This is a genomic window from Pseudomonas sp. Pse1 (genome assembly GCF_024519635.1).
Classification (GTDB): Bacteria; Pseudomonadota; Gammaproteobacteria; order Pseudomonadales; family Pseudomonadaceae; genus Aquipseudomonas.
Genome location: NZ_JALJRO010000017.1, coordinates 18,587 through 32,154, shown reverse-complemented (window position 1 = coordinate 32,154; position 13,568 = coordinate 18,587). Strand labels below are relative to the sequence as shown.

Sequence of the window (13,568 nt, the reverse complement as noted above, 5' to 3'; positions counted from 1 at the left end):
CAGCGGCAACCTTGCTGATTTCGATTCTCATCCGTCAATGACACAAGCCGCGATCACAGCGACTTTCTGCCAGCACAACGGAAGGATCACCTAATGCCCCCGCTTTCCCTCAACGCCAGGATTTCGATGACGCGCGCCGTGCGTCTGGCAATCGTTGGCCTGACCCTTGCCAGCCTGACAGGCCTGGCGCTCGTACCCAGCCCTGCCTTGGCGCAAAACCAGACCGCGTACCAGATCACCGCCGGTCCGCTGGGCAGTGCATTAACGCAGTTCGCGCTACAGGCGGGGGTCACGCTGTCGTTCGACACCGAGCAGGCCCGCCACCTGAACACCGACGGGCTCAGCGGCTCGTATGACACCGAAGAGGGCCTGGCGCGCTTGCTGGCCCACAGCGGGCTGCACGCCGAACGCCAGAGCAATGGCGGTTACGTGCTGGTGGCGAACAACAGCGAGGCCGCGCTGGAGCTGGGGTCCACCGAGGTCGTCGCCAACCAGTTGGGGACCGTAACCGAAGGCACCGGCTCTTACACCCCGGGCACCATCGCCACCGCGACGCGCCTGGTGCTGACGCCACGGGAAACCCCGCAATCGATTTCCGTAGTGACCCGCCAGGTCATGGATGACTTCAGTCTCACCGCCATCGATGACGTGATGCGCCATACGCCGGGCATCACCGTGTCGACCTACGACACGGAACGGACCAACTACTATTCCCGTGGTTTTTCCATCGTCAACTTTCAGTACGATGGCATCCCGACTCTTCGCGACGCCCAGTACTCGGCCGGCCAGACCCTGACCGACATGGCCCTGTACGACCGCGTCGAAGTGCTCAAGGGCGCCACCGGCCTGCTCACCGGCGCCGGCGGCCCGGGTGGCACCATCAACCTGATTCGCAAGAAACCGACGTCCGACTTTCACGGCAGTCTCGAACTGGGTGCCGGCTCCTGGGATAACTACCGCACGCAAGTTGATGTCAGCGGCCCGCTGACCGAAACCGGCAACGTACGCGGCCGGGCCGTGGCGGCCTATCAGGATAAAAAGTCGTTCCTCGATCACTACTCGCGCAAGACCGATGTTTACTACGGCATTCTTGAAGTCGACCTGACGCCCGACACCCTGCTGACCCTCGGTGCCGACTATCAGGACAGCGATCCACAAGGTTCCAGCTGGACCGGTACCCGCACCATCTTCGACCCGGCCGGCAACAAACTGGACCTGCCCCGCGCCTTCAACAATGGGCCAAAATGGAGCAGTTGGGAGCAATACAGCCGCACCCTGTTCACGACGCTGGAGCACAGCTTCGACAACGGCTGGGTCACCAAGGGCCAGTACAACCATCAGATCAACGGCTACGACGCGCCCTTGGGTTTCATCTCCCAGGACAGCATGACCGCCAGCTCGATCTTCGCCCGCAAATACACGGGCGAGACCACCAGCGACAGCCTGGACGTCTACGCGTCCGGCCCGTTCGAGTGGCTGGGCCGGGAGCATGAAATGGTGATCGGCCAGTCGTTGTCGATTTCCAAGTGGAAAGCCAAGGACTACTCCAACGCCACCTACTTCGACAATTCCTACGACTTCTACCAATGGCGCGGCGAAGCCATTGAACCCCTGTGGAATCAGCCGACCAGGATCAGTAACGAGACCACTCGCCAGACCGGTACTTACATCACCGGACGCTTCAGCCTGATGGATGAGCTGCACCTGATGCTCGGCTCGCGAATCGCCAATTACCAGGTCACCGGTACCAGCGACACCCAGGAAAGCGGCAAGGTGGTGCCCTATGCCGGCCTGACGTACGACCTCAACGACAACTTCACGGCCTACACCAGTTACACCGAAATCTTCCAGCCGCAAACCCAATACCGCGACCGCACCAACAAGATGCTCGAACCCAACGAAGGCAAGAACTACGAAGTGGGCATCAAGGGTGAGTTCTTCGACGGCCGCCTGAACTCCAGCCTCGCCTATTTCGAAGTGCACGAAGAAAACCGTCCGATCGCCGACACCGTTTTCAACTCAACCCCCGGCGCGGATTACTCCTACATCGGCACCCGGACCAAGACCAAAGGCTACGAGGCGGAAGTTTCCGGAGAGCTCAGCCCAGGCTGGCAGTTGCAGGCCGGCTACACCCACAAAATCAGCCGCAATGCTGACGATGACAAAGTCGCCACCTGGGAGCCGGAAGACCAGTTGAGCTTCTATACCAGCTACAAGCTCAAGGGCAATCTGGACAAACTCACCGTCGGCGGTGGCGCACGCTGGCAGAGTGCGGGCTGGCAAACCGTGTACAACGCCGGCAAACGCGACTACGAGAAATTCACCCAGGACCCTTACTGGCTGGTGGATTTGATGGCGCGTTACCAACTCACGGAAAACCTGTCGGCGACCCTCAACGTCAACAACCTGTTCGACAAGGTCTACTTCACCAATATCGGCTTCTATGACTCGGCCTACTACGGCGACCCGCGCAACGTGATGGTCACCACCCGCTGGGACTTCTGACGGCCCTGCCGGAGCCGCAGTGAATCACTCACTGCGGCTCCGTTCTTCCCCCCTTGATGGCCAATACGAGCTGTCAAAAGTCACATTTACCGTTTTTCCGCATATCACATTGCCACTATTCTGCCATTTGGCACTATCATGTGCCCATCACCCTCGATCGAATTGCTGACGCGATGTTGTGCTAGATTTGCTGCCTTCTGAGCAGTCGCTGCAAACATGGACGTCCCGGCCTTTTATGGCTGGCACTTATACGGATATTTCCTTTCATGGGCTTTTGCCTGGGTCATGACATCACTCGTCCGTCCAGAGTCCGGCGTAATGCACGCAGTTCGGGCTTTTGCTCGCCTGCGATTTGCCGTGGGCGGGTTTTGGGCATTGGAAATTCAACGGCTGGGCTGGCAAGCATCCCCGTCTGATGGCGGGTTAAGGAATGGGGAAAAGGACATTGGCATGCGTGTGAAAACAATAGTGAAGCCGACGGCACTTGCCGTGGCCGTGGCGATGGGCCTGGGGGGTTGCGCGCAGGTCGACGGCTACCTGGGCCAGTCTTCCGGGACCAGCGCCTGTCTGGCCGGCGGTGCAGTGGGAGCGGTGCTGGGCGTGGCCGTCGTGGCGCTGACCAAAGGTGACGGCAAGGCCATGGTTGCGGGCGCGACCGTGGGTGCCGGTGCTGGTTGCGGCGTGGCCCTGCTGTATCAGGATCGAGTGAAGAAGCTGCAGGCCGTGGCCAAGCAGGAAGGCCTGGTGATGCAGGTCAACGAGATCAAGGCCAACGTCGCCGCGACCCCGAGCGCCGCGCCGAGCGTGCAGCCAGTGGGTGTGGAAGCCCAGGTGCAATCCTCCGAGATGTTTGCGGTGGGCTCGGCGCAATTGACCCCGGCAGGTCGTCGGCAACTGACGCTGCTGGCCGCCGCGCTCACCGACAAGCAACCGGCCAAGGGCCAGGTGGCGAAAAAGGTCCTGGTGGTCGGTCATACCGATGCCACCGGCGCCGCAGAATTCAACCAGCAACTCTCGGAACAGCGCGCCCGTGCTGTAGGCGGAATCCTCGCCGATGCCGGCATCCCGCGTCAGGACATCTACTACCAGGGCGCCGGCGCTTCCCGCCCACTGGCCGATAACACCTCCGAACAGGGACGCGCAGCGAACCGTCGAGTGGAGTTTGTCGAAGTCGAGAACGAGCAGTTGCTGGTCGAGCGCGTGCGCAGCGAACGCAGCAACGCCAAGTACCTCGCCCACGGCACTGCACCGGCGGCGGCGACCAAGCCTGCTGCCGCCAAACCGGTAAGCAAACCTGCGGCGGTGGCCAGCAAGCCCGCCAGCAAAACTCCGGCCCCTGAAGTGCCAGCACCGGTAGTGGTCGACAGCTCGCCGACCGTGCCGTTGAGCGGCAAGGGCGGTGTCGATTTCGGCGGCCACGCGGTCACCGATACCCGTTCGCTGCTGGCCATGGGCATCACCCCGAAAAGCTCGCCCTTCGCCCTGATTGCCAGTGCCAACGCAGCGGCACCGCTCAGCTCCTGCGTCGCCGACCTGCCGCGCATCGAGGGCCAGGTGAAGAGCCTGGCGGACGACAAGCCGCTGCAGGAATTTGCCACCAACGAGTTCTTCCCCGGCCTCAACGGCAAGCCGTGGGCCACTGCGGTCAACGGCCATTCGGTGGCGGTTGGTCCGGTCGCAGTGCTGCGTGACGGGGCCAAGGTGGCCCAGGCGCCGAAGCTGCAATTCATCACCGACTACGCCAGCGCTCAGAAAAAACAGAGCCCGGGCTACGCCTCGGTCGCCAACACCTACGAAGGCGAAAGCCAGATTCTGTATCGGGTGTTCGCGCTCGATCAGCAGAAGTCGCCGGTGAGTTGCATCGACATCGTCTTCGACAAACGTGCCGGCAGCGCAGTCGCCGGTGAAATCTTTTACCCGAAACAGGGTGACGCTTACGTCGCTCAGTTCACGCCCAAGCGCCGTTAAGTAGAGAGAGGCCCTCATCATGCTCGAGATTTTTCGTACGTTTTTTGCGGCGTACTGGTATGTGATCATTCCAGTCGTCTTCACCATCCTGTTGGCGATTCCGGTGATCGTCTACTGGTCGTCCTTCTGCTATTGGTGGATGAACCTGCGCATTCGCACGCCGTTTTTTGGCCGGATTCGCCATTGGGTCAAACATCCAGGCACAAAGGAAAAACCAAGCCCGGAGAACCCCAAAGCCTTGGGTTTTCTTTCCTCTGAAAGCGAGTTGTGCCATTTCTACGAGGCCTACTATCGAGATCACCAACCTTCCGAAGCCGCCTTCCATCGCAACCAGGATTACCTGGGCAAAATTCATGAGGATGGTCGCCACGAGAAAGGTCTTGGCCTGTGGAGCCTGATCATCATCCTGATGCTGATCGAGGCCACCGCCTTTGGTTTTGCCCTGGCGCCTTTCGCTCTGACTTTGGCCACGCCAAATACCGCGATGGCAGGTGCGTTCGCCATCGGCCTGGTGATCTCGATTATTGGCTTGTTCCTCTCGGAATTCGCGGGTCGGGTGATGTACAAAAACAGCGTCATCGACCACATCATGTCCTACCAAAGCCTGCGTCGCAGTGGCAGCGAAGGCGACTTCACCGGTAAAGGTGTCATTACCCTTGATAACACCAAGAGCGATGACGCGTTACCCGAGTATCAAAAGATGCTCAACCGGGTGAAAGTTGACAAGAAAGACGGCATGCCAAAGAAGAGCTTCGGTGTTCTCATCGGCTATGGCGTATTTATTATCGGGCTGGCGGCAGCAGCTTTCTGGGTTCGTACTGAAACGCTCAACGCTCAGGAAACCGACCTGATTGCCAATCCTCCTGCAATCAGCCAATCCGCTGACGACTTCCCGAGTAACGATGGCGTGCCGCTTGCGGACGACATGCAGGCACTCTCGGATAGCGCCGCAGGTAAATCGGCGCAGGACCAGATCGACGCCCTGCACCGTGCGTCCCTGGTGACCTTTGCGGTCTTGAGCGGCCTGTTTATCTTCATCCAGGCAACCTCGACTTACCTGGCATACATTTACGGCTTTGCCGGTATTCACTCGCGCAAGGCATGGGAGTTGGTCCACAAGTTTTCCAGCGCCGACGACTACATGCGCTATCACGCCAGAAAGGCCCGCAGCGTGGGCAACGATGCTCAGGCTTCTTTGGGCACCCTTCAAGGCCTGCAGATGAAAGTGTTCCGCGTCGGTGGCGATGACCTGGAAAAATTGCGCGCAGACTTGCCGAATCGCACCTTCAAGGCCTTCATTAACGAGGAAGATGACAAGGCAGCGCTCAAACGCCACAAGGAAGGCGAAGCGAACACCAAGACTAAAGCGCGCGACGTTGTCGTGAATTATCTCAATCAGATCATTGCTGATCTGAATGCTGCGATTACGACAAGCGACGAGCCGAAAATAAACCAAATCATTGCCCAGGCCATTCCACGTCTTGAGCAGATCGACGACAACGATCAAGAATTGTTTGGTTTGAAGCAGAGCTTCAACGCCCTGAAAATCTTCTACGTTGCTCCAGCCCCTGCTCCCACCGCGGTTCCGGCTCCAGCTCCGACACCGGTAGTCGCTCAGGTCGTGGCCGTCACCGTGGAGGCAGTTCCAGCCCCGGCACCCGCGCCTGCGCCTGCGCCCGTGGCCGCACCAGCACCAGCACCAGCACCGTCGACTGGCGCCTTCGATCACAACGCCTACGGCGACCTGACCGCCTACGCTGACGACGACATGGACTACGTGGCCGGCAAGAAGGGCGTGGATGTGGCCACCATCCGTCGCGCGCGCCACTTGCAAAAGCTCGACAAGTCGGAGGCCTGATGAAGTTCAAGAGCCTGATCCTGGCTCTGGCATTGGCGCCCGCTGCCCTGGTGGCAGCGGAGCGCAATGATGTCCCGAGCTGCTACGCCCAAGCGAAGATCGAACAGTTCCGCAGCGCGCCGTCCGGGCGCATGCTGACGGTGGTGGTCGACCAAACCACGCCGCTGACCCCAGACCTGCAGAAAACCGCCTGGGGCCACATCAAGCGGTTCCTGCAACCGGGTGACAAGCTGCGCCTGTACTCGTTCAGCGCCTACCTCGAAGGTCACTACACTCGCCTGCAGTTTGCCGGCGAGCTGGAGAAACCCATCGATGCTGCCGTGCTCGGTGACGTACCAATGATGGCCACCCGCAAGTTCGACGCCTGCCTCAAAGGCCAGTCGACGGCGTTCTACCAACGCTTCGGCAAGGCTTTCGCCGGCACCATGGGCAAGTCCAGCTCGGACATCCCGCGTAGCGAAATCCTCTTCAGCCTGAAGTCCATCGGCGACGACATCAAGACCGCCGAAGGGGTGGACGACAACGTCATCCTGCTGATGTCCGACATGCTCGAGTACAGCGACTTCGGCAGCTTCTACACCAACAACGGGATCCGCGAGATCAACCCGGGAGTGGAACTGGCGAAGGTCGAAAAGCAGAACCTGCTGGCTGACTTTGGCGGGGCCCGGGTCTATGTGCATGGGGCGGCCTTTGTGCCCACCCAGATCAAGAACGGCTACCGCAGCGGCAAGATGATCCAGAACCTCGAAGGCTTCTGGAGCCAGTACTTCGCCAAGTCCAATGCCACGCTCAAAGGCTTTGGTAACCCTGAGCTGACTAGCGCGGTGGAGTGATTGAGTCACAATCCCTGTGGCCGGCCTGCTTCCCCAGGGATTTGGACCTGTGGGAGCTAGCCTGCTAGCGATTGGGCCGGCACATTCAACATCTTTGCTGACTGACCCACCGACATCGCCAGCAGGCTGGCTCCCACAAGTCCGAGCTCACATCAGGCCGGTGAACAGTTTCAAAATCAGCACCCATAAAAAAGCCCCAACTCTCGCGAGTCGGGGCTTTTTTTCAGCCTGAAATCAGGCCGCGATCACGCACGCTGTATCAGAACACGTTGATCGGGTAGTCGACGAACACCCGCAGCTCGTTGCCGCTGACGTTGTACTCGCTGGATTTCTGCGACACGCGCAGAACCGAGCTGCGCAGCTTCACGCTCAGGTCTTTGGCCGGGCCGCTCTGGACCACGTACTTGAACTGGTTGAAGATTTCGCGCTCGGTGCCACCGGTGCTGGTGGAGGTGGTGATGTTGTCGCCACGCACGTAAGCCACGTTGTAGGTCAGGCCAGGCACGCCGAACGCGCCAAAGTCCAGGCCGTAGCCCAACTGCCAGCTACGCTCGTCTTCAGCGTTGAAGTCGGACCAGTAGGAGTTGGCCAGGTAGATGGTGTTACCACCGTCACCGACGCGACCCTGATCTTTCTGGTAGCCGCCGTAGGCGTAGCCCAGGTTGCTGTCACCGGTGCTGCGCTGGTGCGCCAGGGTGAACGAGTGCGGACCGGTGGCGTAAGTGGCGGCCAGGCTCCAGATCTTGTTGTCGTCGCCAGTGGCGCCGCTGTCACGAACGTAGGAGTCTTCCAGCTTGGTGCGGTAGCCGTTCAGGTCCAGGGTCAGGGACTGATCGGAAGCCAGCGGGAACACGTAGTTCAGGTTGATGTACTGCTTCTTCAGCACGTCTTCGACGTCGGAAGCGTACAGCGCGCCCTTGAACTGTTCGGTGAACTGGTAGCTGCCGCCCAACACGTTGATCGACTTCAGGCCACCGCTGTCACGGCCTTCCGCGCTCTTGCGCGATTCGGCAGTGAAACGACCGGCGTTCAGTTCCAGGCCTTCGATTTCTTTCGAAGTGATCAAGGTACCGGTGTAGCTTTCCGGCAGCAGACGCGAGTTGTCATAGTTCAGTACCGGCAGGGCCGGCATCTGGTCACCGTAGGTCAGTACGGTGCTCGACAGACGGAATTTAACCGCCGCGCCGCCCTTGGACAGGTCGTTGGCTGCAGCGCCGCTGTCGCCTTGTTTGAAGAAGTCGATACCACCGGCACCGCTACGACCCTTGCCGCCGTCCAGGCGCAGAGCATACAGACCGAACGCGTCCACGCCGACACCGACGGTGCCCTGAGTGAAGCCCGAGGAGAAGGTGCCGATTACACCTTGGCCCCACTCGGCCTTGTCTTCGTTACCATCCTTGTAATCGCGATTGATGTAGGCATTGCGCAGCAGCACTTTCAGGCTGCTGTCTTCAACGAAACCCTTGGACTCAGCCTGGTCATTGGCCATTGCTTGAGTCGCGCTCAACATCCCCAGAGCGATCAGACTAATACGCTTATTCAACATGTTATTTTCCTTATTACGGGTTGAGACGCGCTGTGACCGCTGGCTGAAATGGCTGCTTTTGCGCTCTTTTTTCATCCGTCAAACAAAAGGGCCCGCCCACGCGAAAGCGTGGCGGGCCCTTTTTATTGTTTTGAGGTCGTGGCTACGTGCCACAGGCGTGGGGCGGATCCTAGCCGCGCATGTAACTGTGTGTCAATTTCGTGAATCGTCTGTAATAAGTCAAAAAACGTCTAAGAAATCAGTTGCCTGGCCCGCAGCCGTGGAGGCCGCAGCTCGGATTGACTGAAGAACTCTGCGCCGCCGACTGCCCAATAGACTGTTTGAGCCAATCGGCGAACGCGTCCGGTTTGCCCAGCCAAGGACCAATGTCGATCAGCGAAAACCGCCCCTCCTGCTCCAACGCCAGGGTCGGAAAACCCTGCCCGCCGACCTGCGCCAGCAAGGCTCGGCTTTGCTTGAAATGCGCGGGCAGTTCGTTGGCCAAAACCTGCTTGAAGGTATGAGTGAAGGCCGTGGATTCGAAACCCAACGCGGCAGCCAACTCAGTTAACACCGACTCATCCGCGATCCGCCGGCCCTCGACATAGTGCGCACTTTGCAGACGACCAAGCAGTTCCAGGCCGCGCCCCGCCAGTTGCTCGGCCGCCAGCACCGCCGCCGTCGGCGGCGCGGAATCGAACAACGCCGTGTGATCGCGCAGCAAACCTTCGAAATAGGCCTCGCCAAACGGCTGGCCGGTGTACTCGGCAATCCGCCGGTCATGGGGCATGACGTAGTCGCGCAGTTGCGCCGAGACCGGCTGGCGATTGGCCCCGGTCATCATCCCGCCGCCGTGGGCGATCACCGGCAGCACCTCCTGTGCCGCCGCAATCAACGGCTTGGCGCCATAGCACCAGCCGCACAGGGGATCGTAGAGGTAATGCAGGGTCGCGGCAGACATAGACAGCTCCGAGAGGATTGAATGCCGACAGCCTATCTCTGTCACTGCCCTCGAAAAACGTCGTAAAGGCACTTAGTTTGTTGCGCCAAGCGGTCGAATTGACTCAGACACAACTGGAAACAAAGAAACATCAGCGCAATACAAGAATAATTAACGCACGTAAATAGCAAGCATTACCATTCGCACCCTTAAATTTCTTCCCCCTTTTCGGATGCGTTGTCTCCATGCCTGCCCCCTTCCGTCTTACGTCCGTCACCCTGGGCCTCTGCGCCTCGTTGAGCGGCGGTTTCACCTACGCTGCCACCACCGAACTACCCGCGACTTCCATTAGCGCTGACGCCGACGTCGACGACCCACGGATCAAGGAAACCAGCACCGCTACGCGCACGGCCACCCCTGTGCGTTACGTTCCCCAGGCTATCGACTCGATCAAAACCGCCAACGTTTCCGACTACGGCACCAACGATTTGGGCACCGCCCTCAGCGGTATTCCCAACGTCAGCAGCGGTGCCGACACGCGCTTCGACAGCCTGCGCATCCGTGGCTTCGACGCCAGCAACGACTTCTACCTCGACGGCATCCGCGACGACAGCCAGTACGTGCGCGACCTGCACAACATCGAGCGCATCGAAGTGCTCAAGGGCCCGGCCGCCGTGCTGTATGGCCGTGGCAGCCAGGGCGGGATCGTCAACCGAGTAAGCAAGTTGCCGGAGTTCGGCCGCCGCTCGACCCTCGAGGCCCAGGGCGGCAGCGAAGACCTGCGCAGTCTGTACGCAGACCTCAGCACCGACCCCAGCGACAACCTGAGCCTGCGCCTGAACATGGGCAACATGGATGAAAACAGCTTCCGCGACGGCGTCAGCGGCAGTCGCCAATTGTTCGCGCCATCGATGAGTTGGCAACTGACGCCCGACCTGAACTGGCTGGTGCAGTACGAATACAGCCGTTACAACCGTACGCCCGATCGCGGCATTCCGGCGATCAATGGGCGCCCTGCCGACGTCGGCCGCGATACCACCTACGGCACCGATAACGATTTCATCGACGACAAATCGCAATCCCTGCGCTCCAAACTCAGCTATGACATCGCCGACAACTGGCAACTGCGCCAGACCCTTGGTGTGTTCAAGCTCAACAGCGATTTCGACAACACCTACGTCACCAACGTGAACACCGCGACTAACCAAGTGGTGCGCCAGCACTGGCAGCAGGACCTGACCACTCGCAACATCTACAACAACCTCGAACTCGAAGGCAGCTTCGACACCTACGGGTTCGAGCATCGCCTGCTCACCGGGCTGGAACTGGGCAGCCAGCGTCGCGACCCAAAACTCTACAACGCCGCCACCACGCCACCGGGCAACAGCGCCGTGCCTGGGCTGGACCTATACAACCCCAATCGCGACCTGGTGCACACCGGGCGCATGCAGGTGTTCAGCGACTCGCACACCGAGGTCGAAAGCCGCGCCATTTATGTCCAGGATCAACTGCGCCTGAATGATCAGTGGCAATTGCTCGGCGGCTTGCGTTACGACACCTTCGAGGTGGATTCGACCAATCAGCTCAAGGACATCTCCGAAAACCGCGACAGCCACAGCACCAGCCCACGGGTCGGCGTGGTCTGGACGCCGCTGCGCAACCACTCGTTCTATGCCTCCTGGAGCAAGACCTTCTCCCCGGTCGGCGGCGGGCTGATCGGCATCACCCCGGGGGTCACCACCAACGTCAACGACCTCAGTCCCGAGCTGACCAAACAGAAAGAAATCGGCGTCAAAAGCGACTGGCTCGACGACCGCTTGAGCACCACCCTGGCGGTCTACGAACTTGAGTTGTACAACCGCCGCACCAGCGATCCAAACGATCCGACCGTGACCCTGCTGACCGGCATGCAGCGCTCGCGCGGCATTGAATTGACGGCAGCCGGCAAGATCACCGGCAACTGGTACCTGCGCGGTGGCGCCGGGTTCCAGGACGCGACCGTGGAGAAAGACAACAACGGCTTTGAAGGCAAGCGCATCAGCAACGTCGCCAAACGCAACGGCAGCCTGTTCATCACCTGGAAACCGGAAATGGGCTGGTACGCCGAGACCGGCCTGACCCTGGTCGGCGACCGCTACGCCGACAACCTCAACACCACAGTACTTCCGGGTTATGGCCGCTGGGATGCGCTGGCCGGCTTCCGCCAGAAAGACTGGGACCTGCGCGCGGCGCTGAACAATATCAGCGACAAGCACTACTACGAGTCGTCGACCAGCGCCTTCCAGATCCAGCCGGGCGCGCCACGCAGCCTGGTGGTCACCGGCACCTACAGTTTCTGACCGGCGAAAAAAAAGCGCTGCCATCCGGGCAGCGCTTTACCAATCCGTTGTTGTCTATCCTTCCATCACATCCCACAGCGCCTCAAGTTCTGCCTCGCTGAACAAACCAGCGGGATAGCGCTCGATCATCATCCTGCGCGGGTCGGGTTCCCTGACCTGTCGCGTTCCGTTGGATTTCAACCACTGCGCCAGCACTTGCAGGGATTCGCTATTGATTACAAAGGGATGCGGCGTCTGCTCGCTGACCCTGTTCATGTGCAGCGCTCTCTCCCGGTTTGTGAGCGGCCTAACTTATCCAAGGTTTATGACAGAACAACGCCGTTCTACATTCCCGAGAATCACTCTCAAAAAGATACAAGAGCTATGCCAATCTCCCCAGCGGGCCGACGCGCGGCGACAAAAAAGCCCGCAACCGGTCAAGGCTGCGGGCTTGCGTGCTAGCGGGCGCTTCAGACGGGTGGAGCACCCGGCTAAACGCTTGTTACAACTCCACTCAAACGGTGTGCGGCGCTGGCTGCTGTTGGGTAAGGCAATGGATGTTACCGCCACCCAGTAACAGTTCACGGCCCGGCACCATCACCACTTCGTGCTGCGGGAACAGGTTCTGCAGGATTTCCCTGGCGGGTGCATCCATTGGATCATCGAAGCTCGGCGCGATGATGCCGCCGTTGACGATCAGGAAGTTGACGTAGGAACCGGCCAGGCGCACCGACGGATTGCGCTCCTGGGTGCCGTCCACCGGATCGACACCGGCGCACTCCTCTTCGGTGGCAAACAACGGCCCCGGAATCGGCATCTTGTGCACAATAAATGGGCGACCCTTGGCGTCGGTGCTGTTTTGCAGCACATTCATCGCCGCCTGGCAGCGCGGGTAGTTGGGGTTCTGCGGGTCATCGGTCCAGGCCAGCAGCACTTCGCCCGGGCGCACGTAGCAGCAGAAGTTATCCACATGACCGTCGGTTTCGTCGTTGAACAATCCGTCCGGCAGCCAGATGATTTTATCCACAGCCAATTGCGCGCTGAGCACTGCTTCGATTTGCGCGCGGTCCATGTGCGGATTGCGATTGCGGTTGAGCAGGCATTCTTCGGTGGTGATCAGCGTACCTTCGCCGTCGACGTGAATCGAACCACCTTCGAGCACAAAGCCCTCGGTGCGGTAGCGTGGCGCGCGTTCGATTTCGAGAATCTTGCCGGCCACCTGCGAGTCACGGTTCCACGGCGAATACAGGCCACCGTCAAAACCGCCCCAGGCGTTGAAGTCCCAATCGACACCCCGGACTTCGCCGCTGTCGTTGATGACGAAGGTCGGCCCGGTATCGCGGACCCAAGCGTCGTCGCTGGACATTTCCACCAGGCGGATATTCGGTACGTCGAGGCGGGCGCGTGCATTTTCGTACTGGCCAGCGGACACGGCAACCGTCACCGGCTCGAAACGCGCAATAGCCTTGGCCACTGCGACGTGGGCCGCTTGTGCCGGCTTGCCACCCAGACGCCAGTTGTCCGGACGCTCTGGCCAGACCATCCAGGCCTGGGTTTGCGGGGCCCACTCGGCGGGCATGTGAAAGCCGTCTTCGCGCGGGGTGCTGTGTAAAGTGGTCAT

General features: G+C 60.2%; 9 protein-coding genes. 5 read left to right on the top strand and 4 right to left on the bottom strand.

All coding sequences use genetic code 11. From position 1 onward, the window contains the following. Window positions 1-93: 93 nt before the first annotated feature. From NR126_RS21640 to NR126_RS21625, 4 genes are all read left to right on the top strand, one after another. Window positions 94-2,505 (top strand): TonB-dependent siderophore receptor, encoded by a 2,412-nt coding sequence (locus NR126_RS21640; RefSeq protein ID WP_256831245.1) that lies wholly within the window; start codon window positions 94-96, stop codon window positions 2,503-2,505. A 450-nt stretch (window positions 2,506-2,955) separates the two neighbouring features. Further along, window positions 2,956-4,473 carry an OmpA family protein gene (locus tag NR126_RS21635; RefSeq protein ID WP_051550483.1) on the top strand — a complete coding sequence of 506 codons (1,518 nt, stop codon included), beginning with the start codon at window positions 2,956-2,958 and terminating at the stop codon, window positions 4,471-4,473. Window positions 4,474-4,492: 19 nt separating this feature from the next. Then, a complete protein-coding gene (locus tag NR126_RS21630) occupies window positions 4,493-6,331 on the top strand; it encodes a hypothetical protein (RefSeq protein WP_256831244.1) in 1,839 nt (612 codons plus the stop codon). Then, complete coding sequence (locus NR126_RS21625; RefSeq protein WP_027617292.1) at window positions 6,331-7,164, top strand: hypothetical protein; 834 nt, start codon at window positions 6,331-6,333, stop codon at window positions 7,162-7,164. Before NR126_RS21630 ends, NR126_RS21625 begins: the two co-directional genes overlap by 1 nt. Window positions 7,165-7,423: 259 nt before the next feature. Here NR126_RS21625 and NR126_RS21620 read toward each other — a convergent pair whose 3' ends face one another. Both NR126_RS21620 and NR126_RS21615 read right to left on the bottom strand, forming a co-directional pair. Beyond that, entirely contained in the window at window positions 7,424-8,710 is a 1,287-nt protein-coding gene (locus tag NR126_RS21620) for an OprD family porin (protein WP_027617291.1), read from the bottom strand. A gap of 238 nt (window positions 8,711-8,948) precedes the next feature. After that, complete coding sequence (locus NR126_RS21615; protein WP_256831243.1) at window positions 8,949-9,650, bottom strand: DsbA family protein; 702 nt, start codon at window positions 9,648-9,650, stop codon at window positions 8,949-8,951. A gap of 224 nt (window positions 9,651-9,874) precedes the next feature. Here NR126_RS21615 and NR126_RS21610 point away from each other — a divergent pair, with 224 nt between their 5' ends. Then, window positions 9,875-11,968: a TonB-dependent siderophore receptor gene (locus NR126_RS21610; protein WP_256831242.1), complete on the top strand. Its 2,094-nt coding sequence runs from the start codon at window positions 9,875-9,877 to the stop codon at window positions 11,966-11,968. Between the two features lie 54 nt (window positions 11,969-12,022). Here NR126_RS21610 and NR126_RS21605 read toward each other — a convergent pair whose 3' ends face one another. Further along, a complete protein-coding gene (locus NR126_RS21605) occupies window positions 12,023-12,223 on the bottom strand; it encodes a hypothetical protein (protein WP_027617288.1) in 201 nt (66 codons plus the stop codon). 238 nt (window positions 12,224-12,461) lie between these two features. After that, on the bottom strand, window positions 12,462-13,568 hold the full coding sequence (gene aguA, locus NR126_RS21600; RefSeq protein WP_256831240.1) for an agmatine deiminase: 1,107 nt from the start codon (window positions 13,566-13,568) through the stop codon (window positions 12,462-12,464).